The following is a 21,686-nucleotide window of genomic DNA, read 5'->3' on the forward strand; positions in this document are numbered from 1 at the left end:
TTTCGTACATCATGTGTCGCGCGATGAACCGGTCGTTCTTTAACGTGCTGTTGGGCGGCTTCGGCAACGAAGCCGGCGCTGCGGCGGCGGGTGGGGCGACGGAACAGCGTCCGGTCAAATCCGGTTCCGCCGATGACGCCGCGTTCATGCTCGGCAACGCGGAGAGCGTGGTGATCGTGCCGGGTTACGGTCTTGCAGTCGCCCGCGCGCAGCACGCGCTGAAGGAACTGACCGACAAGCTGGTGGAAAAAGGCATCGACGTGCGCTACGCGATTCACCCGGTCGCCGGGCGGATGCCGGGGCACATGAATGTGCTGCTGGCAGAAGCCGAAGTGCCGTATGAACTCGTCCACGAGATGGAGGACATCAACAGCGAGTTCGGCCAGACCGACGTGGTGCTGGTGCTCGGTGCGAACGACGTGGTGAATCCGGCGGCCAAAACTGATCCGACATCGCCGATCGCCGGGATGCCGATTCTCGAAGCCTATAAAGCGCGCACGATCATCGTGAACAAGCGGTCGATGGCGGCGGGCTACGCCGGTCTCGACAACGAGTTGTTCTACATGGACAAGACGATGATGGTTTTTGGTGATGCGAAGAAGGTCGTCGAGGACATGATGAAGGCGGTGGATTGACCTTCGCGTCCATGTAACCCACGGTCCAACTACCGGGCCACGACGCCGAGGCCCCGCTACGCGGGGCCTCGGCGTTTCAGCTTGAGGCATCGCGCATCGATTCGCGTCACTCGAACGCCCGTCCGCCCCGCGTACAATGTCGCCTTCACAGATCCCTCTCAGCACCGCTCCCATGGCCCCTCCCCTTTTCGACTGGTTTGTCCCCTGCCCGCGCGGCCTCGAAGCGCCCCTCGCGGCCGAACTCGCCGAAATCGCGCAACGCCATCTTGGCAGCGGGGCATTCAAGCCCGGCGCGCAAGTCCCCGGCGGCGTGCATTTTCGCGGAGGCTGGGCGGCCGGCATGGCGGCGAACCTGCATTCGCGCATCGCGAGCCGGGTCCTGCTGAAGATCGCGCACGGCGCCTACCGCAACGAAACCGACATCTACGAACTCGCCTACCAGCAGCAATGGGAGCAATGGTTCACGCCGAACCAGACGATGCGCGTCGACATCACCGCGATCAAATCGCCGCTGCGCAGCCTCGAATTCGCGACGCTGCGCGTGAAGGACGCCGTCTGCGACCGCCTGCGCGAACTGAGCGGCTCGCGTCCGAGCATCGATACCGCGCAGCCCGACGTGCGCGTCTTCGCGTTCCTGACGATCAACGAATGCACGCTCTACCTCGACACGTCGGGCGATCCGCTCTTCAAGCGCGGCTGGCGTCTCGACAAGGGCGCGGCCCCGCTGCGTGAAAACCTTGCAGCGGGCATCCTGCGCCTGACCGGCTGGACGCCCGGCACGCCGCTCTACGATCCGATGTGCGGCAGCGGCACCTTCCTCGCGGAAGCCGCGCAAGTCGCGCTGAACATCGCGCCGGGCGTCGAGCGCCGGTTCGGCTTCGAGAAGCTCAAGCAATACGACGTCAACGCGTGGCAGAAGCTGAAAGTCGCCGCTGTCGATGCCAAACGCGCCGCGCGCACGTCGCGTGCGGATTTGCAGATCTTCGGCAGCGACATCTCCGGTGACATGCTCGACAAGGCGCGCGCCAACCTGGACCGCGCCGGCTTGCCCGACCTGTCGCTGAAGCAGGTGGATGCCCGCCACATGACGCCGCCCGGCGACACGCCCGGCATCCTGGTCGCGAATCCGCCGTATGGCGAGCGGATCGAAGTGCGCGGACGCGGCCCCCGCGGCGAAATCCGCGACACCGGCCGCGGCCGTCGCGAGGAAGACGACGAAGCCTTCAGCCGCGCGCAACCCGACCCGACCGATACGGAATTCTTCATCTCGTTCGGCAATGCGCTCAAGCAGCGCTTCCCCGGCTGGCGCGCTTACGTGCTGACTTCGGATCGCAAGCTGCCGGGCCTGATGCGCCTGCGCGAATCGACGAAGACACCGCTTTTCAACGGCGCGCTCGAATGCCGCCTGTTCCGTTTCGACCTGATCGCGGGTAGCGTGCGCAATCGTCCGGCCAACCCGCAAACGCCAGACTTGCCGCACGAGGATTGAGGCACGCGAGCACGCCACGGATAGGCGGGCGCTACAATCGCTGGATGAACTCACAGACCGAATCCGCCGTCGACGTCTACCGCGCCCGCCGCGCCCGCGTTCTCACCGCGCTCCGGCAATCGGGCGGCGGCGTGGCGATCGTGCCGACCGCGCCGGAAGTCATGCGCAACCGCGACGCCGACTATCCGTTTCGCCACGACAGCTACTTCTATTACCTGACCGGTTTCAACGAGCCCGAAGCGACGCTCATCCTCGACGCCGACGCGAAAGACGGCGAGCCGTCGTCGATACTCTTTTGCCGCGAGAAGAACGCCGAGCGCGAGACGTGGGAAGGCTTCCGCTTCGGTCCAGAAGGCGCCCGCGATGTGTTCGGCTTCGACGCCGCGTTCCCCATCGACACGCTCGACGAACACATGCCGCGCCTGCTCGCCGATTCGCCCGCGCTGCACTATGCGCTCGGCACATCGGCCACGCTCGATGAAAAGGTGCGCGGCTGGCTCGCTGCGGTGCGTGCGCAGAACCGCAGCGGCGTGCTGGCGCCATCGAAAGCGCAGGACCTGCTGCCGCTTCTCGACGAAATGCGCCTCGTCAAGGGCGCGCATGAAATCGCGATCATGCGGCGCGCGGCCTCGATTTCCGCCGAGGCGCACCGGCGCGCGATGCATGCCTGCCGGCCAGGCATGCGCGAGTACGAACTCGAAGCCGAACTGCTCTACACGTTCCGCCGGCATGGCGCGCAGTCGCCGGCTTACGGGTCGATCGTCGCGACCGGCGCGAACGCCTGCGTGCTGCACTACCCGGCGGGCAACGCGATCATCCAGGAAGGCGACCTGATCCTGATCGACGCCGCCTGCGAACTCGACGGCTACGCGTCCGACATCACTCGCACGTTTCCCGCGAGCGGCCGCTTCACGTCGGCGCAGCGCGAGCTTTACGACATCGTGCTCGCCGCGCAATCGGCGGCGGTAGACGCGACGCGTGCGGGCGTGAGCTTCGACGCGCCGCATCAGGCCGCGCTGCGCGTGCTGTCGCAGGGCTTGCTGGATACAGGCATCGTCGACCGAAATAAGTTCGCCAGCGCCGACGACGTGATCGCCGAGCGCGGCTACGCGCGCTTCTACATGCATCGCACGGGGCACTGGATCGGCATGGACGTGCACGACGCGGGCGACTACCGCGACCACGACGGCCCGCTCGACGATCAAGGCGCGCGTCCGTGGCGCACGCTGCAGGCAGGCATGGCGCTGACGGTCGAGCCGGGCCTCTACGTGCGCCCCGCCGACGACGTGCCCGAACGTTACTGGAACATCGGCATCCGCATCGAGGACGACGCGATCGTCACAGCCACCGGCTGCGAACTGATCACGCGCGGCGTGCCCGTCGACGCGGATGAAATCGAGGCTTTGATGAGCGCGGCCAGGTGAATCGAGCATGAGCGAAGCCACCCATTTCGACTTCGATATCGCGATCGTCGGCGCGGGGCCCGTCGGGCTCGCGCTCGCCGGCTGGCTGATGCGGCGCAGCGCGACGTCGCGCTTGTCCGTCGCGCTGATCGATGCGCGCACGCCCGAGGCGGCATCGACCGACCCGCGTTCGCTCGCGTTGTCGCACGGCAGCCGCATGATGCTGGAGCCGCTCGGCTTTCCCGCCGACGCCACGCCGATCCGGCACATTCACGTCTCGCAGCGCGGCCACTTCGGGCGCACGTTGATCGACCACGACGAGCATGAATTGCCCGCCCTCGGATATGTCGTGCGCTACGGGTCGCTCGTCAGCGCGCTGGCAAAGGCCGTGCGCGAAACCGACGTCCACTGGTTCACTGAAACGAACGCGCTCGTGCCGATCCAGGATCACGACGGCGTCACGCTGCCGCTCCAGTCGGCGAGCGGCGAGCGCACGATTCGCGCGCGCGTGCTCGTGAATGCCGAGGGCGGCTTTTACGAGGACACGCGCGAGCACGCTCGCGACTATGGTCAAACGGCGATCGTCGGCACGGTCAGCGTGTCCGCGCCGCGGCCGAATGTTGCGTGGGAACGCTTCACGCGCGAGGGTCCGATCGCGCTGCTGCCAAGCGGCGGCGCGCGTCACGCCGACTATTCGCTCGTCTGGTGCTGCACGCCCGAGGAAGCCACCCGTCGCGCGCAACTGTCCGACGAAGCGTTCCTCGCCGAACTCGGCGTCGCGTTCGGCGAGCGTATGGGCCGCTTCACGCATGTCAAAGGGCGCGCCGCCTTTCCGCTCGGGTTGAACGCGCTGCATGCGCTCGTCGACCGGCGCACAGTCGCGATCGGCAACGCGGCGCAGACGCTGCATCCGGTCGCGGGCCAGGGGCTGAACCTGGGCCTGCGCGACGCCCACGCGCTGTGCGATGCGCTCTCGGTCCACGGCCCTTCGACGCTTGCGCTCGCCCAGTTCTCGCAACGCCGCGCGCTGGACCGGCGCCTGACGATCGGTGCGACCGATACGCTCGCGCGCATCTTTACCGTCGACTTCCCGCCGCTCGCCGCGCTGCGCGGGCTCGCGCTCACGGCGCTGGAATTCCTGCCGCCGGTGAAGACCGCGCTCGCGCGGCAGATGATGTTCGGGCAGCGGCGCTGAGGCCGCGCGAGGCTCGCCGATCCGCGTCGTCCAGGCCCGACAGCCCGACTTATCCTCTCCAGCCGCCCCGACTTTCATAGAAGATTTAACGACTTGCAGACGATTGCACTTAAATTCAGCAAGCTGTTCGCGCTAAAATAAGCGTTTTCCTAACGCATCATTGCATCTGCCGTGTCACGCGGATGCCGCCCGCCTTCATGCCCAGCATCGGTTCACACGTCCTCCGCAACAATCTCTTCGTCGCCCCGATGGCAGGCGTCACCGACCGACCGTTCCGGCAACTGTGCAAGCGCATGGGCGCGGGCTACGCGGTGTCGGAGATGGTCGCGTCGAACGCGCAGTTGTGGAAGAGCGAGAAGACGATGCGCCGCGCGAACCATGCCGGCGAAGTCGAGCCGATCTCCGTGCAGATCGCGGGTGCCGATCCGCAAATGCTCGCCGAAGCGGCGCGTCACAACGTCGCGAACGGCGCGCAGATCATCGACATCAACATGGGCTGTCCGGCCAAGAAGGTCTGCAATGTTGCGGCCGGTTCCGCGCTGTTGCAGAACGAAGCGCTCGTCGCACGGATCGTCGAGGCGGTCGTGCAGGCGGTCGGCGTCGGGCCGGATGCGGTGCCCGTCACACTGAAGATCCGCACCGGCTGGAATCGCGAGAACAAGAACGCGCTCAACATCGCGCGGATCGCGGAGAACGCCGGCATCGCGATGCTCACCGTCCACGGCCGCACGCGCGCCGACCTGTACAAGGGCGACGCGGAATACGAAACCATCGCGGCCGTGAAAGCGTCGGTGAAAATTCCGGTGGTCGCGAACGGCGACATCGCCACGCCGGAAAAAGCGCGCGACGTGCTCGCCGCCACCGGCGCCGACGCCATCATGATCGGCCGCGCGGCGCAGGGCCGCCCGTGGCTCTTTCGCGAGATCGAGCATTTCCTTTCGACCGGCGAGCGCCTGCTGCCGCCGCGCATCGACGAGATCCAGCAGGTGATGAACGAACACCTCGAAGATCACTACGCCTTCTACGGGGAATTCACCGGCGTCCGCACTGCGCGCAAGCACATCGGCTGGTACACTCGCGGCCTTTCTGGCGCCCACACGTTCAGGCACCGCATGAACACGCTGGATACCACACGAGAACAATTGCTCGCCGTCAACGAATTCTTCGCTGCCCAAAAGGCGTTGTCCGACCGCCTCGTCTACGTGGACGAAGCGGGCCTGACGGACGAAGCCGGGGAAGAAGAATCGTGCGACGGGCAGAACAACACAGACCGACTAGCCGCATGAGCAGACATAACATCGAACAATGCGTCCGCCAGAGCCTGGACAGCTACTTCCAGGACCTGGACGGATCGAATCCGCACGACGTCTACGACATGGTGATCTCGTGCGTGGAAAAACCGATGCTCGAAGTGGTGCTCGAGCAGGCGGGCGGCAACCAGTCGCTCGCGGCCGAATATCTCGGCATCAACCGCAACACGCTGCGCAAGAAGCTGCAACAGCACGGATTGATTTGATTCGCGGGGCCGTCGCGACGGCCCGACCTGTATCCCTACTTCGGTTCCAGCCTTCATCATGATCAAGCAAGCGCTCATTTCCGTTTCCGACAAGTCCGGCATCGTCGATTTTGCGAAATCGCTGTCGGACCTCGGCGTCAAGCTCCTGTCGACCGGCGGCACGGCGAAACTGCTCGCCGATTCGGGTCTGCCTGTCACGGAAGTCGCCGATTACACCGGCTTCCCGGAAATGCTCGACGGCCGCGTGAAGACGCTGCATCCGAAGGTGCACGGCGGCATCCTGGCGCGCCGCGATTCGCCGGAACACATGGCCGCGCTGGAACAGCACGGCATCCCGACGATCGACCTGCTCGTCGTGAACCTGTATCCGTTCGTGCAGACGGTGGCTAAGGAAGAGTGCTCGCTGGAAGACGCGATCGAGAACATCGATATCGGCGGCCCGACGATGCTGCGTTCGGCGGCGAAGAATCATCGCGACGTCACGGTCGTGGTCGACCCGGCCGACTACGCGCTCGTGCTCGACGAAATGCGCGCGAACGACAACACGATCGCCTACGCGACGAACTTCAGGCTCGCGACCAAGGTTTTCGCGCACACCGCGCAGTACGACGGCGCGATCACGAACTACCTGACGAGCCTCACCGACGAACTTCGCCACGGCGACCGCAACACCTATCCGTCGACGTTCAATCTCGCGTTCGACAAGGTGCAGGACCTGCGCTACGGCGAGAATCCGCATCAGAGCGCGGCGTTCTACCGCGACCTGACGACGCCGGCGGGCGCGCTCGCGAACTACAAGCAGTTGCAGGGCAAGGAACTGTCGTACAACAACATCGCCGATTCCGATGCGGCGTGGGAATGCGTGAAGACCTTCGACACGCCGGCCTGCGTGATCATCAAGCACGCGAACCCATGCGGCGTCGCGCTCGGTGCGAACGCGCACGAAGCGTATGCGAAGGCGTTCCAGACCGATCCGACGTCGGCGTTCGGCGGCATCATCGCGTTCAATCGCGAAGTCGACGAAACGGCGGCGCAAGCGGTGGCGAAGCAGTTCGTGGAAGTGCTGATCGCGCCGTCCTTCAGCGATGCCGCGAAGCAGGTGTTCGCCGCGAAGCAGAACGTGCGCTTGCTGCAGATCGCGCTCGGCGACGGGCACAACGCATTCGATCTGAAGCGCGTCGGCGGCGGGCTGCTCGTGCAGTCGCTCGATTCGAAGAACGTGCAGCCGCATGAACTGCGCGTGGTGACGAAGCGCCATCCGACGCCGAAGGAAATGGACGACCTGATGTTCGCATGGCGCGTCGCGAAATACGTGAAGTCGAATGCGATCGTGTTCTGCGGCGGCGGCATGACGCTCGGCGTCGGCGCCGGCCAGATGAGCCGCGTGGATTCGGCGCGCATCGCGAGCATCAAGGCGCAGAACGCCGGCCTCACGCTGACGGGCTCGGCGGTGGCGTCGGATGCGTTCTTCCCGTTCCGCGACGGGCTCGATGTCGTCGTGAACGCGGGCGCGACTTGTGTGATCCAGCCGGGCGGCTCGATGCGCGACGACGAAGTGGTCGCCGCCGCCGACGAGCACAACGTCGCGATGATTCTTACCGGAACGCGACACTTCCGGCACTGAGTGGCGAGTTTCAAGCGTGCGCGGCAATCTCGCGCACGCGACCATGGAGCCGTGTCCGGTTCCCAGCAGAGACCGCAGTGACCGACATAACAACTCCGACCATCCTTCCGGCGCCCGCCTCTTCATGCGAATCCTCGGCATAGACCCGGGCCTGCGCGTGACGGGCTTCGGCGTCATCGACAAGACCGGCCACACGCTGACCTACGTGACGAGCGGCATCATCAAGACCGCGGACGCCGACCTGCCCTCGCGCCTGAACACGATCTTCGAAGGCATCTCCACGCTCGTCAGGCAACACAGCCCCGACCAGTCGGCGATCGAGAAAGTATTTGTCAACGTCAATCCGCAATCCACACTGCTGCTCGGCCAGGCACGCGGCGCCGCGATCTGCGGACTCGTGGCCAGCGGCGTTCCGGTCGCCGAATACACGGCGCTCCAGTTGAAGCAGGCGGTCGTCGGGTATGGCCGTGCGACCAAAGAACAAATGCAGCAGATGGTCGTGCGGCTGCTCAATCTCACGGGCGTCCCCAGCACCGACGCCGCCGACGCCCTCGGGATGGCGATCTGCCATGCGCACGGCGGCGGCGCGCTGGCGGCGCTCGGCGGCATCGCGCCATCGCTCGCGAAAAAGGGCCTGCGCGTCCGGCGCGGGCGTCTCGTTGGCTAATAACCTGCAAAGCTCACCATGATCGGTCGTATCGCCGGCGTTCTGCTGGAAAAAAATCCGCCGCATCTGCTCGTCGACTGTAATGGCGTCGGATACGAAATCGCCGTGCCGATGAGCACGTTCTACAACCTGCCGCATACCGGCGAAAAAATCGCGTTGCTCACGCAATTGATCGTCCGCGAAGATGCGCATTTGCTCTATGGATTCGGCACGGCGCAGGAACGCACGACGTTCCGGGAATTGCTCAAGATCAGCGGGATCGGTGCCCGGATGGCGCTTGCTGTTCTATCCGGTATGAGCGTGCAGGAACTGGCGCAGGCGGTCACCTTGCAGGATGCGGCTCGACTCACGCGCACGCCGGGGATCGGGAAGAAAACCGCGGAGCGGCTGCTGCTCGAACTCAAGGGCAAGCTGGGTGCGGATCTCGGAGCGGCGGCGGGAGCGGTCGCGGCCTCGGATCATGCGGGCGATATTTTGAACGCGTTGCTGGCGCTCGGTTATTCGGAGAAGGAAGCAGTCGCAGCGGTCAAGAACGTGCCGGCGGGGACCGGGGTTTCGGAAGGTATCAAGCTCGCGTTGAAGGCATTGTCGAAAAGTTAGCGATTGACGGTTACAGCCCGTGGCGCCCGGGCCAACGTCCCGAGCAACGGCCTCGCTGTACAATCAAAACATGATCGAAACCGACAAACTCGCCGCTGAACGCATCATCTCGGCCACGCCCGTCTCGCGGAATGAAGAGGCGTTCGAGCGCGCACTGCGCCCGCGCCAACTCGACGAATATGTCGGCCAGGAAAAGGTCCGCGGCCAGCTTGAAATCTTCATCGAGGCGGCCAAGCGCCGCTCCGAAGCGCTCGACCACGTGCTGCTGTTTGGCCCGCCGGGCCTCGGCAAAACCACGCTCGCGCACATCATCGCGCGTGAGATGGGCGTGAACCTGCGGCAGACGTCGGGGCCGGTGCTGGAGCGCGCGGGCGATCTCGCCGCGCTCCTGACCAATCTCGAAACCAACGACGTGCTTTTCATCGACGAGATTCACCGGCTCTCGCCCGTCGTCGAGGAAATCCTGTATCCGGCGCTCGAGGATTATCAGATCGACATCATGATCGGCGAAGGTCCGGCGGCGCGCAGCGTCAAGCTCGACCTGCAGCCGTTCACGCTCGTCGGCGCCACGACGCGCGCCGGCATGTTGACCAATCCCCTGCGCGACCGCTTCGGCATTGTGTCGCGGCTCGAGTTCTACAACGCAAGCGAACTGGCGCGCATCGTCACGCGTTCGGCGTCGCTGCTGAAGGCCGAGATCGTGCCCGAAGGCGCGCTGGAAATCGCGAAGCGCGCGCGCGGCACGCCGCGGATCGCGAACCGGCTGTTGCGTCGCGTGCGCGACTTCGCCGAGGTGAAGGCCGACGGCAACATCACCGCGCAAGTCGCCGATGCCGCGCTGAAAATGCTCGACGTCGATCCGGTCGGCTTCGACCTGATGGACCGCAAGCTGCTGGAAGCGATCCTGCACAAGTTCGACGGCGGCCCGGTCGGCGTCGACAATCTCGCGGCGGCGATCGGTGAAGAGCGCGACACGATCGAAGACGTGCTTGAGCCCTATCTGATCCAGCAAGGCTATTTGCAGCGCACGCCGCGAGGACGCGTCGCCACGCTGCTGACGTACCGGCATTTCGGCCTCGCCGCGCCCGACGCGGGTCCGATCCGCGACCTGTGGGACGCGAACGGTTAAGTCATGTCCGATCAAGCGACGCGCCGTTCCGATGACCGTCCCGGACTGGGGCGCGCCGTGTCGAAACGCCTGCGCTCGACGATCGCCGCCGGCGTCACGAATCTGACGAGCGGCGGCGGCGGTCCAAAGCTCGATTATTCGTCGCCGGCGGGCGACCCGGGCCTGTTCGGGCCTGACGCCATTTGCTGGAAAGTCCACGCCGATTTCACGTCGATGATGACCGGCGGCGTCAGCGCCCTGCTGCTTCAGGCGCTGCATCCCGTGGCGCTCGCCGGCGTTTGGGACCACTCCACGTTTCGCACCGATATCCTCGGCCGCCTGCGCCGCACGGCGACGTTCGTCGCGGGCACGACCTACGGCAACCGGCGCGATGCGCTCGCGCTGATCGAGCGCGTGAAGAGCATCCACCTCGGCGTGACCGGCATCGCGCCCGACGGCCAGCCGTATCGCGCGAGCGATCCCGATCTGCTGACGTGGGTGCACGTCGCCGAGGTGTCGAGTTTTCTGAAGGCTTATCTGCGCTTCGGGAATGCGTCGCTGTCGGCGGATGAACAGGACCGCTATTACGCGGAGACGTCGAGGATCGCGCGCATGCTCGGCGCACGCGACGTGCCGACGAGTTGCGCAGAAATCGAGGCATATCTGAACGCGATGCGTCCGCAATTGCAGGCGAGTGAGCGCGCGCGGGAAGTGGTGCAGATCCTGATGAGCGCGCGGCTGCCGAACCTCGCGATGAAACCGGCCGCCGCGCTGATCATGCATGCGGGCGTCGATTTATTGCCGGACTGGGCGCAGTCGATGCTCGGTCTCGACGCCTTCGCGCCGTTGCGGCGCGGGATCGCGCGGCCCGGCGTCCGGCTGATTGCGCCAGTGATGCGCTGGGCGCTGACCAACGGCGTATCGAAGCGCGCGCGCCGCCGGGTTGCCGCCAAGCGCGACCAGGACTAAGGACTAGGCGTTTTTCTTCAGCCCGTCGTCGCTGCTGCCGGCGGAAAGATGCGCGATGTCGCCCCACGCAGCGACTTTCGCCGCGCCGTTCTCGAAGTCCACCACATTGATGCTGCAATTGAGCAGCGGCCACTTGCGCGGCTCCTGGAGCTGCACGCGCATCGCGAACCGGTAGATGCAATCGAGCACGCCACCATGCGCGACACACGCGATGCGCCCGCCCGGATGCGCGGCCACGATCGGCTCGACCGCCCGCAACGCGCGATGATAAAACGCGCGCTGCGACTCGCCGCCGGGCGGGGCGAAGCCGGGATCGCGAGTCTGCCACTCGACATATTCGTCGGGAAACTTCTCGTTGATCTCGTCGCTGTCGAGGCCCTGGAACTCGCCGTACCAGCGCTCGCGCAAGCCTTCGCTCGGCTGTACGGCCAAGCCGAGCGCATCGGCGAACGGACGCGCCGTCTGCTGCGCGCGTTGCAGGTCGCTTGAATAAACCGCATCGAGCCGCGCGCCAGCCTTCGACTCGCGCACGATGCGCCCCGCGAGTTGCTCGGCCTGTGCGAAACCAGTCGCCGAGAGCGGAATGTCGATGTGCCCCTGAATGCGCCTGATGCGGTTCCAGTCGGTTTCGCCGTGCCGGATGAAGAGGATTTGCGTGGTCATGAGCGCGAGGGTTGGATTGATTTGGATGGTTCGATTGTTCAATCGATCGCGCGGACCGCCGCGATCAGGGGTGAACCTGCAGCCAGAAAGTGACCGGGCCGTCGTTCACGAGCGATACCTGCATATCGGCGCCGAACTCGCCGGTCTCGACGATCGGATGCTTCACGCGCGCCTGCGCCACGAAGTACTCGAAGAGACGCTTGCCTTCGTCGGGCGGCGCGGCGGGCGTGAAGCTCGGGCGCAAGCCGTTCGACGTATCGGCGGCGAGCGTGAATTGCGACACCAGCAGCACGCCGCCCGCGCGCCCGGCGCCATCGATGTTCTGCACCGGCAGGTTCATCTTGCCGGCGGCATCGCTGAACACGCGGTACGCGAGCATCTTCGCGAGCAGCTTGTCGGCGGCGGCCTCGGTGTCGCCGCGCTCCGCGCAGACGAGCGCCAGCAGACCCGCGTCGATCGCACCGGTCACGCGGTCGTCCACGCGCACTTCCGCGCGCCGAACCCGCTGGATGAGCGCGATCACGTTCAGGCCGTCAGCGTGACGCGTGCGAAGCGGCGCTTGCCGACCTGCACGACGAATTCGCCTGCTTCGACCTTCAATGCGCGGTCGGAAACGGTTGCGCCGTCGATCTTCACGCCGCCCTGGTCGATATTGCGCAGCGCATCGCTCGTCGACGGCACGAGTCCCGCCTGCTTCAGCAACTGGCCGATCGCGAGCGGCGCGCCCGCCAGCGTCAGGGACGGAATGTCGTCGGGCACGCCGCCCTTCGCGCGATGGTTGAAGTCTTCGAGCGCGCGCTCGGCGTCCGCCGCCGAATGAAAGCGCGCGACGATTTCCTGGCCCAGCATCACCTTGAAGTCGCGCGGATTGCGCCCGCCTTCGGCTTCCTTTCTGAACTGCGCGATCTCCTCGATGCTGCGGAACGACAGCAACTCGAAGTAACGCCACATCAGCGTATCGGAGATGCTCATCAACTTGCCGAACATGTCGGTCGGCTTTTCGCTGATGCCGATGTAGTTGTTCTTCGACTTCGACATCTTCTCGATGCCGTCGAGCCCTTCGAGCAGCGGCATCGTGAGGATGCACTGCTGTTCCTGGCCGTACTGCTTCTGCAATTCACGGCCGACCAGCAGGTTGAACTTCTGGTCGGTGCCGCCGAGTTCGAGGTCGGCGTTCAGCGCGACAGAATCGTAGCCCTGCATCAGCGGATACAGGAACTCGTGGATCGAGATCGGCACGCCGCTTTGAAAGCGCCGGGTGAAGTCCTCGCGCTCAAGAATGCGCGCGACCGTGTAGCGCGACGCGAGCTTGATCATGCCATCGGCGCCAAGCGGCATCGACCATTCGCTGTTGTAGCGGATCTCGGTCTTCTCGCGGTCGAGCACGAGGGACGCCTGCTCGAAATAGGTCTTCGCGTTCGATTCGATCTGCTCGCGCGTGAGCGGCGGACGCGTTGCGTTGCGGCCCGACGGATCGCCGATCAACGACGTGAAATCGCCGATCAGGAAGATCACGTGGTGACCGAGGTCCTGCAACTGCCGCATCTTGTTCAGCACGACCGTGTGGCCGACGTGGATGTCCGGCGCGGTCGGGTCGAGGCCGAGTTTGATGCGCAACGGCTTGCCCGTCGCGGCGCTTCTCGCGAGCTTCTGCGCGAACTCGTCTTCGATCAGCAGTTCGTCGCAGCCGCGTTTGGCGATCGCGAGCGCGGCACGCACTTCGTCGGTGATGGGAAAGGCCTGGGGCGCGGGCGCGGAAGAAGCGGTGGAGTCAGTGGTCATGCTTGCGACTTTTGAATTGAAAGTGGTTCGATGGCTGGCGTGGCGGCCGGGCCGGGCGGCACTCATCGATCAGCCGGTGGACTGCGGAGATTGCGGAAAGCGGAGAGGAAGCGCGCGCGGCGGAAATAAATACGCAACGTGCCCGATGCGCGGCAATCCCTTGTACAGGCACAGGATTTTACGCGATGACGCCCTGCTGCGCCCTGTTTTCGACCTCGCGCCCGGAATTCGCGCCGGTGTGGCGGCCGCGCGAACCCGCTCCGACGCACCTTAACGATTCGCCCCGATGCGCGGATAATCGCGCTTGATCGATAAAAACGGCATCGACCGCAACCAGCATGGGACCAGGAGAACAAGCGTGGGACGAAAAACCGAGGAAATCGAATGCGGCAAGGCGGACGGCGTGTACTTCGGTTTGATGTCCGGCACGAGCATGGACGGCGTCGATGGCGTGGCCGTCCAGTTCACGACCGGCAAGCCGCCCGCCGTGCTCGGCGAAGCGCATGTCAGTTTTTCGAAAAGCATGCGCGATGCCCTGTTCGCGCTGCAAGAACCCGCTGACAACGAGATCGAGCGCGCGGCGCTCGCGGCGAACGCGCTCGCGACGCGCTACGCGGTCTGCTGTCACGAATTGCAGAGCATGAGCGGCTGCTCGGCCACGAAGGTGCGCGCGATCGGCGTGCATGGGCAGACCGTGCGGCATCGGCCGGAGAAGGGTTACACGAGCCAGATCAACAATCCGGCGCTGCTCGCGGAAATGACCAACATCGACGTGATCGCCGACTTCCGCAGCCGCGACGTCGCCGCGGGCGGTCAGGGCGCACCGCTCGTGCCGGCCTTCCACGCGACTGTGTTCGGCGCGAAGGACGAGACGCGCGTCGTCTGCAATCTTGGCGGCATCAGCAATATCACGGTGTTGTCGGCGAATGGCACGGTGCGCGGCTTCGATTGCGGTCCGGCGAACGCGCTGCTCGACGAGTGGTCGCAGCGTCATCTGAAAAAGCCCTACGACGAGGGCGGACAATTTGCGGCGCAGGGTCAGGTGCATCGGCCGTTGCTCAACGCGCTGCTCGATGAACCGTTTTTCGAGCAGCCGCCGCCGAAAAGCACCGGACGCGACCTGTTCAATCCCGCGTGGCTCGATGCGAAACTGGCGGGCTTTTCCGGCCTGCCGCCCGCCGACGTGCAGGCGACCTTGGTCGCATTGACGGCGGTGAGCGTCGCGCGGGAAATCGAGCGGCATGCCTCCGATTCGCGCGCGGTCTATGTTTGCGGAGGCGGCGCACGCAATCCCGTGCTGATGAGCGCGATCCAGCAGGCCCTGGAAGACAGCGGCGTATCGGGCGTGCCGGTCATGACGACCGAGGCGCTCGGCGTGCCGCCGCAGCAAGTGGAAGCGCTTGCGTTCGCGTGGCTCGCGATGCGCTGCGTGTCGCGCGAGGCCGGCAACATCGCGGCCGTGACAGGCGCGGCCGGCGAGCGCGTCCTGGGTGCGATTTATCCGCACTGAGTGTCGTCGAACCTGACGCACAATAGAAAACGGAGCCCGCAAGCTCCGTTTTTCATACCACGCTCAGCCCGGAATCAGACCGAGAACGATGATCCGCAACCACAGGTTGTCGACGCGTTCGGGTTCTTGATCACGAACTGCGCGCCGTTGATGTCGTCCTTGTAATCGATCTCGGCACCGACCAGATACTGGTAGCTCATCGAGTCGACCAGCAACTGGACACCGCTCTTGTCCATCACGGTATCGTCTTCGTTGACGGCTTCGTCGAACGTGAAGCCGTACTGGAAACCCGAACAGCCGCCGCCCTGCACGAACACGCGCAGCTTCAGGTCCGGATTGCCTTCTTCGTCGATCAGTTGCTTGACCTTGTCGGCGGCCGCGTCGGTGAAGACGAACGGCATCGGCATTTCGGTCGTGGGGGTGTCGGTGACAGCGTTCATTCGAACTCTCCAAAAAAGCTTCTATCCGTCATTGTAGGGCTGATCTCGATATCGTGCTGAATGCCCATAAAATCAATGGGCTATAGACGAACGATGCAAAAGCGTCACAAACAATAAAAAAGCCGCCCGCGTATGACGCTGGCGGCTTCTTCCGGTAATTCGCCGAGATCGGCGAACAGCGCGGATACGGCTTAACGCTTCGAGAACTGCTTCCTGCGACGTGCCTTGTGGAAACCGACCTTCTTACGTTCCACTTCACGTGCGTCACGCGTCACGAAGCCTGCGCTCGACAGCGTCGGCTTGAGCGTTGCGTCGTAGTCCATCAGCGCACGGGTGATGCCGTGGCGAACCGCGCCGGCCTGACCCGTTTCGCCGCCGCCCGTCACGTTGACCTTGATGTCGAACGTGGTGGCGTGGCTCGTCAGTTCGAGCGGCTGGCGCACGATCATGAGCGAGGTTTCGCGCGAGAAGTAGTCAGCGATGGGCTTGCCGTTGACAACGATGTCGCCCTTGCCTGCCTTGATGAAGACGCGAGCAACGGCGCTCTTGCGGCGGCCCGTGCCATAGTTCCAGTTACCGATCATGTGGGCTCCCCTTAGATCTCGAGCGCTTTAGGCTGTTGAGCCGTATGCGGATGCGTTGCGTCGGCGTAGACCTTCAGCTTCTTGATCATCGCGTAGCCGAGCGGACCCTTCGGCAACATGCCCTTGACCGCTTTCTCGAGCGCGCGGCCCGGGAAGCGTTCCTGCATCTTGCCAAACGTCGTTTCGTAGATGCCGCCCGGGTAACCCGAGTGACGATAGTACTTCTTGTCGGTTGCCTTGTTGCCCGTGACCTTCAGCTTGCCGGCGTTGATGATGATGATGAAATCACCAGTGTCGACGTGCGGGGTGAACTCGGGTTTGTGCTTGCCGCGAAGACGGCGTGCCACTTCGCTGGCGACACGGCCGAGAACCTTATCCGTCGCGTCAATCACGTACCATTCACGCGTCACCTCATGGGCTTTTGCGGAAAACGTCTTCATGATCGATCCAAAAAAATAACTGTGCCCTTGCAGTCCCGCTTGTATGAATGTTGCGCATCGAGGCGCGTGCAGGCTCTCCCTGAATCCCCTTCGCGGGCATGGTGCGAAGAGAACTTTGAATTATAAGGGGATTTTTGGTGCCGAGTCAAAACTTGCGCGATCTGATCTGTACGGAGCGCGCCGTCGCGTGGCGACAGGCGAAAAAAAGCCCGAGCATCTGAGGCTCGGGCTGAATCCACCAAAGGAGGAGGTGGAGGAGACGCGGTACATTTGTCGAACTGCGACAACCAATGAGCCGAGTATAGGCAGCGGTTTGCTGCAAAGCAAGAAAATTTGCATGGTGGAAATTACAACCATAATGTGAAATCGTGGCTCGGCCGGAAGATCGTGTGGTTTTTCTTTTATAAACAATGATATGGACAAGACTTGGCGTCGGCTTTCGCCGTGAAAGGCGAACTAGAGGCCGTGCTCGGTTTTGCCATTCCGGCGTTAGCGGTTCCGAAGCTGGGTTGATTAACGCCCCGTCAACCCGTATATGCGCGTAGTGGCGTCGTCGGCCCATCGGTCGAAACGCTACAATGTCGCTTTTTGTAAAACAACGTCTTGAGCGCGCTGGAGTCTGAGCATGGAATGCAAAGTAAGCTGGATGGGACAGGACGGCATGGCGTTCGCCGCCGAAACCGGTAGCGGCCATCTCGTCACGATGGACGGCGCGCCCGACGGCGGCGGCCGCAATCTGGCGCCGCGCCCGATGGAAATGGTGCTTCTCGGCACCGGCGGCTGCACGGCGTACGACGTCGTGATGATCCTGAAGAAAAGCCGCCAGGAAGTCGCGGGGTGCTCGGTGACGCTCAAGGCCGAGCGCGCGAGCGAGGACCCGAAGGTTTTCACCAAGATCCATTTCCACTTCACGGTGACGGGCAAGAACCTGAATCCGGCAACCGTCGAACGGGCGATCAACCTGTCGCACGACAAGTACTGCTCGGCGTCGATCATGATCGCGAAGACGGCCGAACTGACCCATTCGTTCGATATCGTTCCCGCCTGAGACTCTGAGAACAGACCACGTTCCAAGCCGCAAAGCAAAAAGCCGGCGTCATCACTGACGCCGGCTTTTTGATTTTGAATGACGACAAAGCAGGCCGATAAGCCGGATTCTGTGCACGCACCACGTCCGAAGACGTGAAGCGTGTGGCAGCCATTCCTCTAGGCGCGCCATTGCTGACGCGCTCAAGCTTCCTACCCGCAGACGAGACGGGGGCCCCGTCCTGCATCTCGAAGATGCGCGCCTGCCTACTTGGAATTGCTCCGGGTGGAGGTTACCGTGCCGGTCTGCCTCGCGACAGCCGCGGTGCGCTCTTACCGCACCGTTTCACCCTTACCTGATCCCGACTTGCGCCGGGCCATCGGCGGTTTGCTTTCTGTTGCCCTGTTCCGCGTGTCGCCACGGATGGCCGTTAGCCATCACCCTGCCCTGTGGAGTCCGGACTTTCCTCGCCCTTTCCAGCCGAAACCGGAAAAGCCGCGACTGCCTGGCCTGCTTTGCGGGACGCATATTAGCATGGCCTGACCGGGCCGCTTTATCGGCGGTTGCGCCGGCCTGGGCGGAAAACGGCGGCGTCGGCGTAGAAAGCGGGCGATTCGTTCGCCGGCCACCAGCCCGGCACGCCCAGAACGGGCAACGGAGCGAAGTCGCGGCTCGTCGGCGATGGGCTCAGCAGCATGCGCGCGACGCGTTCGTCGAGCAACGACCGGCGTTGTTCGTCGTCGAAGGAAAAGTAGGCAGGCGGAACTTCCACGATCCACGCGTGGCCCGTGCACGCCTTGTAGGGCGACAACAGCTTTTCCAGCAGCGCGTGGCCGAAGACGCGCGCCTCGCAGCGTTCGCTCCACGCGTCGCGTTTTGACAGAAACAGCGTCGGCCAGTCGAAGCCGAGCAAAGCGTCCGCCAAAGCGCGATCGGCGCAGGCGAACAGCACGGCGTTTTCGTCGAAGAGCGTGAGGGCGTCGCGCACGCCGCCGCGCGTCGGACCGATGCCGAGCGCCTCGATCTGCGCCGCCTGCAGGGCGTTCAGCGTCGCCTTGATGCGCGGATACTGGAACCACATCGACGCGTTGAAGAAGTCGTGAAGATTGTGGCGCGTCGGCACGCAGCCCGTCGCGGCGATGTGCGCTTCGTAGGACGCGTCCGGCGGCAGGTCGTCCTGCGCGATGAACGACAGCGGCTCGCCGCGGCCGGTGGGCAGCGCTTTCGAGCGGGCGTCGGCGTTGAGCGCAGCCAGATACGGCGCGTAACCCGCGAGCGCCGCTGTCTGCCAGCGCGCGCCCCGCTCCGCGAGCGGCGCGAGCCACGGCTGGCGCCAGTCGATGCGCGCGAACACCTGACGCGCGTCGTCAGCTTCCGTGAGCGCGCTCATGTTTTGCTACGTCGACAGTCCTCAAACCTGCCGCCAGCCGATCGATTCCCCGCCGCGCAACGGCACGACTTCCTCATCGCCGACCATGAATTCGGCGGGCAGCGTCCACGTCTCGCGACGCAGCGTCACCGTTTCGGCACTGCGCGGCAAGTTGTAGAAATCCGGCCCGTGGAAGCTTGCGAAGCCTTCGAGCTTGTCGAGCGCGCCGGCTTTGTCGAACGCTTCGGTATAGAGCTCGAGCGCGTGCAGCGCCGTATAGCACCCTGCGCATCCGCACGCGTGTTCCTTCAGCCCCTTCGGATGCGGCGCACTGTCCGTGCCGAGGAAAAAGCGCGGATTCCCCGACGTCGCCGCCTCGACGAGCGCCACGCGATGCGTCTCGCGCTTCAGAACCGGCAGGCAGTAGTAATGCGGCCGAATTCCGCCGACAAAAATCGCATTGCGGTTGTACAGCAGATGATGCGCGGTGATCGTCGCGCCAATGGTGCCGTCCGGGCCGCTCGCCTCGCGCACGTACTCGGCGGCATCTTTCGTGGTGATGTGCTCGAACACGACCTTCAGCGCCGGAAAATCGCGGCGCAGCGGCGTCATCACGCGGTCGATGAACACCTTCTCGCGATCGAACAGGTCGATCGCCGGGTCGGTCACTTCGCCGTGCACGAGCAGCGGCATGCCGCTTTCCTGCATCGCTTCGAGTGTCTTCGCGCACTTCGCCAGATCGGTCACGCCGGCATCGGAATTGGTCGTCGCGCCCGCCGGATACAGCTTCACCCCGTGCACGAAGCCGCTTTCGCGCGCGCGGCGGATTTCGTCGGGCGGAGTGTTGTCGGTGAGATAGAGCGTCATCAGCGGCTCGAAAGCGGCGCCGGCGCCCTCTTTCGGCAGCGCGGCCAGAATCCGCTCGCGATACGCGCTGGCCATCTCGGTGGTCGTCACCGGCGGGCGCAGGTTCGGCATGATGATCGCGCGGCCGAACTGGCGCGCGGTGTGCGGCAGGACGGCGGCGAGCATGGCGCCGTCGCGCACGTGCAGGTGCCAGTCGTCGGGGCGTGCGATGGTGAGCGTGGCGGGAGACTGCGTCGAGGCTGAAGCGGCGGGCTGTTGAGCGGACATGGCGTATCGAAGGCAAAGACGATCGGATTGCAGGGAAACAGCCTGCGCCGGATGACGAGACCGGCGGCGCGCGGACATCGAAGCATGGCGGCAAAAAACGCCGTGGAAAATCAACAACGATGCCTGCACACAGCCGGATGATCGATATTTTGGCGATTGGCTCGGTGATATGCTTGCTGGACACATTGTAACCATTCGCCCCAACACCTAAGCCTGCAAGTCCCAGCAACATGTGCCAACTTCTTGGAATGAACTGCGCGGAGCCGACGGACGTCACGTTCTCGTTCACGGGTTTCGCGGCGCGCGGCGGCGTCACCGACCATCACGCCGACGGCTGGGGCATCGCCTTCTTCGAAGACAAGGCATGCCGGCTTTTCATCGACCATCAGTCGTCGGCCAGTTCTCCGCTCGCGGAGATGGTCAAGCGCTATCCGATCAAGTCGAAGAACACGATCGCGCATATCCGCAAGGCGACGCAGGGGCACATCCTGCTGGAAAACTGCCATCCGTTCCTGCGTGAATTGTGGGGCCGTCACTGGATCTTCGCGCACAACGGCGACCTGAAAGGCCACGCGCCGGAGTTCTCCGGCGTGTATCAGCCGGTCGGCACGACGGATAGCGAACTCGCGTTCTGCGCATTGCTGCAGGGTTTGCGCGATGCGTTTCCCGGCGCGCAGCCGCCGCTCGACGAACTCTTCGACGCGCTCGCCACCCTTACGCGCGACATCACGCAGTACGGCGTGTTCAATTTCCTGATGTCGAACGGGCAGGCGCTGTTCTCGCATTGTTCGACGCATCTCTACTACCTCGTGCGCAGTTGGCCGTTCTCGACCGCGCACCTGATCGACGCCGACATGTCGATCGACTTCGCCAAGTACACGACGCCGGAAGACCGCGTCGCGGTGATCGCGACCTCGCCGCTCACCGATGACGAAATCTGGACGCGCTTCGAACCCGGCGATCTCGCGATGTTCCAGAAGGGCGCGTTGCAGAAGACCGTGAACATCCCGGTGCCGGAGGACGTGGCGAAGAAGGCAGCCGAGCCGCTCTGCAAGGTATGCGTGGAATCGGCGCTGAAGATCAAAACGACGGCGGCCGTGGAGACGGCGCTCGGGATCGAATGAACGTGCATCACCCCGGACTCAGGCTTCACTCACCTCGAAAACCTCGAAAGGAACGGCCATGTCAGGAAAATTCGTCATCGATAAAGCGAAGAATGGCCAGTTCTACTTCAACCTGCGAGCAGCCAACGGCGAGCCGATCCTCAAGAGCGAGACGTATGTGACGCGGGCGTCGGCGGAGCATGGCATCGAGTCCGTGCGAAAAAACGCGCCGCTCGACGAGCGCTACGACCGCAAGGAAAACAGCAAGGGCGAGCCGATGTTCACGCTCAAGGCGGCCAATCACGAAGTGATCGGCGTGAGCGAAGGCTATAGCAGCACGGCGGCGCGCGAGAACGGCATCGAATCGGTGAAGAAGAACGCGCCGGATGCCGTCATCCAGGACAATACGAAGTAAGTCGCGCAGATAA

The 21,686-nt window shown here is 64.3% G+C and carries 23 protein-coding genes and 1 other RNA gene; 15 read left to right on the forward strand and 9 right to left on the reverse strand.

The features are described from left to right. The 11 genes from AWB68_RS05260 to AWB68_RS05310 all read left to right on the forward strand — a co-directional run. Positions 1-635 (forward strand): NAD(P)(+) transhydrogenase (Re/Si-specific) subunit beta (locus tag AWB68_RS05260; RefSeq protein ID WP_143281952.1); only part of this gene is annotated, 635 nt, incomplete at its 5' end. A gap of 172 nt (positions 636-807) precedes the next feature. Then, positions 808-2,124 carry a THUMP domain-containing class I SAM-dependent RNA methyltransferase gene (locus tag AWB68_RS05265; protein ID WP_087643299.1) on the forward strand — a complete coding sequence of 439 codons (1,317 nt, stop codon included), beginning with the start codon at positions 808-810 and terminating at the stop codon, positions 2,122-2,124. 44 nt (positions 2,125-2,168) lie between these two features. Continuing rightward, positions 2,169-3,548: an aminopeptidase P N-terminal domain-containing protein gene (locus AWB68_RS05270; RefSeq protein WP_087643300.1), complete on the forward strand. Its 1,380-nt coding sequence runs from the start codon at positions 2,169-2,171 to the stop codon at positions 3,546-3,548. 7 nt (positions 3,549-3,555) lie between these two features. Continuing rightward, positions 3,556-4,722: a UbiH/UbiF/VisC/COQ6 family ubiquinone biosynthesis hydroxylase gene (locus tag AWB68_RS05275; RefSeq protein WP_087643301.1), complete on the forward strand. Its 1,167-nt coding sequence runs from the start codon at positions 3,556-3,558 to the stop codon at positions 4,720-4,722. Positions 4,723-4,919: 197 nt separating this feature from the next. Continuing rightward, a complete protein-coding gene (gene dusB, locus AWB68_RS05280) occupies positions 4,920-6,008 on the forward strand; it encodes a tRNA dihydrouridine synthase DusB (protein WP_087643419.1) in 1,089 nt (362 codons plus the stop codon). Further along, entirely contained in the window at positions 6,005-6,238 is a 234-nt protein-coding gene (locus tag AWB68_RS05285) for a Fis family transcriptional regulator (protein WP_087643302.1), read from the forward strand. The genes dusB and AWB68_RS05285 overlap by 4 nt, the downstream gene beginning before the upstream one ends. Positions 6,239-6,296: 58 nt before the next feature. After that, positions 6,297-7,862 (forward strand): bifunctional phosphoribosylaminoimidazolecarboxamide formyltransferase/IMP cyclohydrolase, encoded by a 1,566-nt coding sequence (purH, locus tag AWB68_RS05290; RefSeq protein WP_087643303.1) that lies wholly within the window; start codon positions 6,297-6,299, stop codon positions 7,860-7,862. Between the two features lie 124 nt (positions 7,863-7,986). Then, positions 7,987-8,529 carry a crossover junction endodeoxyribonuclease RuvC gene (gene ruvC, locus AWB68_RS05295; RefSeq protein WP_087643304.1) on the forward strand — a complete coding sequence of 181 codons (543 nt, stop codon included), beginning with the start codon at positions 7,987-7,989 and terminating at the stop codon, positions 8,527-8,529. An 18-nt stretch (positions 8,530-8,547) separates the two neighbouring features. Beyond that, positions 8,548-9,129 carry a Holliday junction branch migration protein RuvA gene (gene ruvA / locus AWB68_RS05300; protein WP_087643305.1) on the forward strand — a complete coding sequence of 194 codons (582 nt, stop codon included), beginning with the start codon at positions 8,548-8,550 and terminating at the stop codon, positions 9,127-9,129. Positions 9,130-9,199: 70 nt separating this feature from the next. Beyond that, the gene (gene ruvB, locus AWB68_RS05305) at positions 9,200-10,258 is read left to right on the forward strand and encodes a Holliday junction branch migration DNA helicase RuvB (protein ID WP_087643306.1); all 1,059 of its coding nucleotides are present in this window, start codon (positions 9,200-9,202) and stop codon (positions 10,256-10,258) included. A 3-nt stretch (positions 10,259-10,261) separates the two neighbouring features. After that, a complete protein-coding gene (locus AWB68_RS05310) occupies positions 10,262-11,206 on the forward strand; it encodes an oxygenase MpaB family protein (protein WP_087643307.1) in 945 nt (314 codons plus the stop codon). A 3-nt stretch (positions 11,207-11,209) separates the two neighbouring features. Here AWB68_RS05310 and AWB68_RS05315 read toward each other — a convergent pair whose 3' ends face one another. From AWB68_RS05315 to tyrS, 3 genes are all read right to left on the reverse strand, one after another. Further along, positions 11,210-11,869 carry a histidine phosphatase family protein gene (locus tag AWB68_RS05315; RefSeq protein ID WP_087643308.1) on the reverse strand — a complete coding sequence of 220 codons (660 nt, stop codon included), beginning with the start codon at positions 11,867-11,869 and terminating at the stop codon, positions 11,210-11,212. A 64-nt stretch (positions 11,870-11,933) separates the two neighbouring features. Next, positions 11,934-12,392 (reverse strand): D-aminoacyl-tRNA deacylase, encoded by a 459-nt coding sequence (dtd, locus tag AWB68_RS05320; RefSeq protein WP_087643309.1) that lies wholly within the window; start codon positions 12,390-12,392, stop codon positions 11,934-11,936. A gap of 2 nt (positions 12,393-12,394) precedes the next feature. After that, positions 12,395-13,651 (reverse strand): tyrosine--tRNA ligase, encoded by a 1,257-nt coding sequence (tyrS, locus tag AWB68_RS05325; RefSeq protein ID WP_087643310.1) that lies wholly within the window; start codon positions 13,649-13,651, stop codon positions 12,395-12,397. A gap of 379 nt (positions 13,652-14,030) precedes the next feature. On the opposite strand from tyrS, the gene AWB68_RS05330 reads away from it, so the two are divergent. Beyond that, complete coding sequence (locus tag AWB68_RS05330) at positions 14,031-15,161, forward strand: anhydro-N-acetylmuramic acid kinase (protein WP_087643420.1); 1,131 nt, start codon at positions 14,031-14,033, stop codon at positions 15,159-15,161. Positions 15,162-15,235: 74 nt separating this feature from the next. On the opposite strand, the gene erpA is transcribed toward AWB68_RS05330, so the two are convergent. The 3 genes from erpA to rplM all read right to left on the reverse strand — a co-directional run bounded on the left by erpA (position 15,236) and on the right by rplM (position 16,625). Next, a complete protein-coding gene (erpA, locus tag AWB68_RS05335) occupies positions 15,236-15,601 on the reverse strand; it encodes an iron-sulfur cluster insertion protein ErpA (RefSeq protein WP_087643311.1) in 366 nt (121 codons plus the stop codon). 191 nt (positions 15,602-15,792) lie between these two features. Further along, a complete protein-coding gene (gene rpsI / locus AWB68_RS05340) occupies positions 15,793-16,185 on the reverse strand; it encodes a 30S ribosomal protein S9 (protein WP_087643312.1) in 393 nt (130 codons plus the stop codon). Between the two features lie 11 nt (positions 16,186-16,196). Next, positions 16,197-16,625, reverse strand: a complete 429-nt coding sequence (rplM, locus tag AWB68_RS05345) for a 50S ribosomal protein L13 (protein WP_087643313.1) — start codon at positions 16,623-16,625, stop codon at positions 16,197-16,199. Positions 16,626-17,250: 625 nt separating this feature from the next. On the opposite strand from rplM, the gene AWB68_RS05350 reads away from it, so the two are divergent. Beyond that, positions 17,251-17,673, forward strand: a complete 423-nt coding sequence (locus tag AWB68_RS05350) for an OsmC family protein (protein ID WP_087643314.1) — start codon at positions 17,251-17,253, stop codon at positions 17,671-17,673. Between the two features lie 82 nt (positions 17,674-17,755). Here AWB68_RS05350 and rnpB read toward each other — a convergent pair. The 3 genes from rnpB to pyrC all read right to left on the reverse strand — a co-directional run bounded on the left by rnpB (position 17,756) and on the right by pyrC (position 20,155). After that, an RNA gene (gene rnpB, locus AWB68_RS05355) (RNase P RNA component class A) lies at positions 17,756-18,169 on the reverse strand. 36 nt (positions 18,170-18,205) lie between these two features. Beyond that, positions 18,206-19,042, reverse strand: coding sequence for a DUF3025 domain-containing protein (locus AWB68_RS05360; RefSeq protein WP_087643315.1), 837 nt, complete (start codon positions 19,040-19,042; stop codon positions 18,206-18,208). A gap of 21 nt (positions 19,043-19,063) precedes the next feature. Continuing rightward, complete coding sequence (gene pyrC / locus AWB68_RS05365) at positions 19,064-20,155, reverse strand: dihydroorotase (RefSeq protein WP_087643316.1); 1,092 nt, start codon at positions 20,153-20,155, stop codon at positions 19,064-19,066. Between the two features lie 230 nt (positions 20,156-20,385). On the opposite strand from pyrC, the gene AWB68_RS05370 reads away from it, so the two are divergent. Together AWB68_RS05370 and AWB68_RS05375 are read left to right on the forward strand one after the other, a co-directional pair. Continuing rightward, the gene (locus AWB68_RS05370) at positions 20,386-21,279 is read left to right on the forward strand and encodes a class II glutamine amidotransferase (RefSeq protein WP_087643317.1); all 894 of its coding nucleotides are present in this window, start codon (positions 20,386-20,388) and stop codon (positions 21,277-21,279) included. A gap of 58 nt (positions 21,280-21,337) precedes the next feature. Next, positions 21,338-21,673, forward strand: a complete 336-nt coding sequence (locus tag AWB68_RS05375) for a YegP family protein (RefSeq protein WP_087643318.1) — start codon at positions 21,338-21,340, stop codon at positions 21,671-21,673. Positions 21,674-21,686 lie beyond the last annotated feature (13 nt).

Origin of the sequence: Caballeronia choica, from assembly GCF_001544535.1 — a bacterium.
In the GTDB taxonomy this organism is placed as follows: Bacteria; Pseudomonadota; Gammaproteobacteria; order Burkholderiales; family Burkholderiaceae; genus Caballeronia; species Caballeronia choica.

What these genes read in the sequence shown, in the direction of transcription:
- AWB68_RS05265 (WP_087643299.1), top strand. Translation starts at nt 808, where the DNA reads ATGGCCCCTCCCCTTTTCGACTGGTTTGTCCCCTGCCCGCGCGGCCTC.
- AWB68_RS05285 (WP_087643302.1), top strand. Translation starts at nt 6,005, where the DNA reads ATGAGCAGACATAACATCGAACAATGCGTCCGCCAGAGCCTGGACAGC.
- pyrC (WP_087643316.1), bottom strand. Translation starts at nt 20,155, where the DNA reads ATGTCCGCTCAACAGCCCGCCGCTTCAGCCTCGACGCAGTCTCCCGCC.
- ruvC (WP_087643304.1), top strand. Translation starts at nt 7,987, where the DNA reads ATGCGAATCCTCGGCATAGACCCGGGCCTGCGCGTGACGGGCTTCGGC.
- erpA (WP_087643311.1), bottom strand. Translation starts at nt 15,601, where the DNA reads ATGAACGCTGTCACCGACACCCCCACGACCGAAATGCCGATGCCGTTC.
- AWB68_RS05310 (WP_087643307.1), top strand. Translation starts at nt 10,262, where the DNA reads ATGTCCGATCAAGCGACGCGCCGTTCCGATGACCGTCCCGGACTGGGG.
- tyrS (WP_087643310.1), bottom strand. Translation starts at nt 13,651, where the DNA reads ATGACCACTGACTCCACCGCTTCTTCCGCGCCCGCGCCCCAGGCCTTT.
- AWB68_RS05270 (WP_087643300.1), top strand. Translation starts at nt 2,169, where the DNA reads ATGAACTCACAGACCGAATCCGCCGTCGACGTCTACCGCGCCCGCCGC.
- rpsI (WP_087643312.1), bottom strand. Translation starts at nt 16,185, where the DNA reads ATGATCGGTAACTGGAACTATGGCACGGGCCGCCGCAAGAGCGCCGTT.
- ruvB (WP_087643306.1), top strand. Translation starts at nt 9,200, where the DNA reads ATGATCGAAACCGACAAACTCGCCGCTGAACGCATCATCTCGGCCACG.
- ruvA (WP_087643305.1), top strand. Translation starts at nt 8,548, where the DNA reads ATGATCGGTCGTATCGCCGGCGTTCTGCTGGAAAAAAATCCGCCGCAT.
- AWB68_RS05375 (WP_087643318.1), top strand. Translation starts at nt 21,338, where the DNA reads ATGTCAGGAAAATTCGTCATCGATAAAGCGAAGAATGGCCAGTTCTAC.
- AWB68_RS05275 (WP_087643301.1), top strand. Translation starts at nt 3,556, where the DNA reads ATGAGCGAAGCCACCCATTTCGACTTCGATATCGCGATCGTCGGCGCG.
- AWB68_RS05315 (WP_087643308.1), bottom strand. Translation starts at nt 11,869, where the DNA reads ATGACCACGCAAATCCTCTTCATCCGGCACGGCGAAACCGACTGGAAC.
- AWB68_RS05360 (WP_087643315.1), bottom strand. Translation starts at nt 19,042, where the DNA reads ATGAGCGCGCTCACGGAAGCTGACGACGCGCGTCAGGTGTTCGCGCGC.
- rplM (WP_087643313.1), bottom strand. Translation starts at nt 16,625, where the DNA reads ATGAAGACGTTTTCCGCAAAAGCCCATGAGGTGACGCGTGAATGGTAC.
- purH (WP_087643303.1), top strand. Translation starts at nt 6,297, where the DNA reads ATGATCAAGCAAGCGCTCATTTCCGTTTCCGACAAGTCCGGCATCGTC.
- dusB (WP_087643419.1), top strand. Translation starts at nt 4,920, where the DNA reads ATGCCCAGCATCGGTTCACACGTCCTCCGCAACAATCTCTTCGTCGCC.
- AWB68_RS05370 (WP_087643317.1), top strand. Translation starts at nt 20,386, where the DNA reads ATGTGCCAACTTCTTGGAATGAACTGCGCGGAGCCGACGGACGTCACG.
- AWB68_RS05350 (WP_087643314.1), top strand. Translation starts at nt 17,251, where the DNA reads ATGGAATGCAAAGTAAGCTGGATGGGACAGGACGGCATGGCGTTCGCC.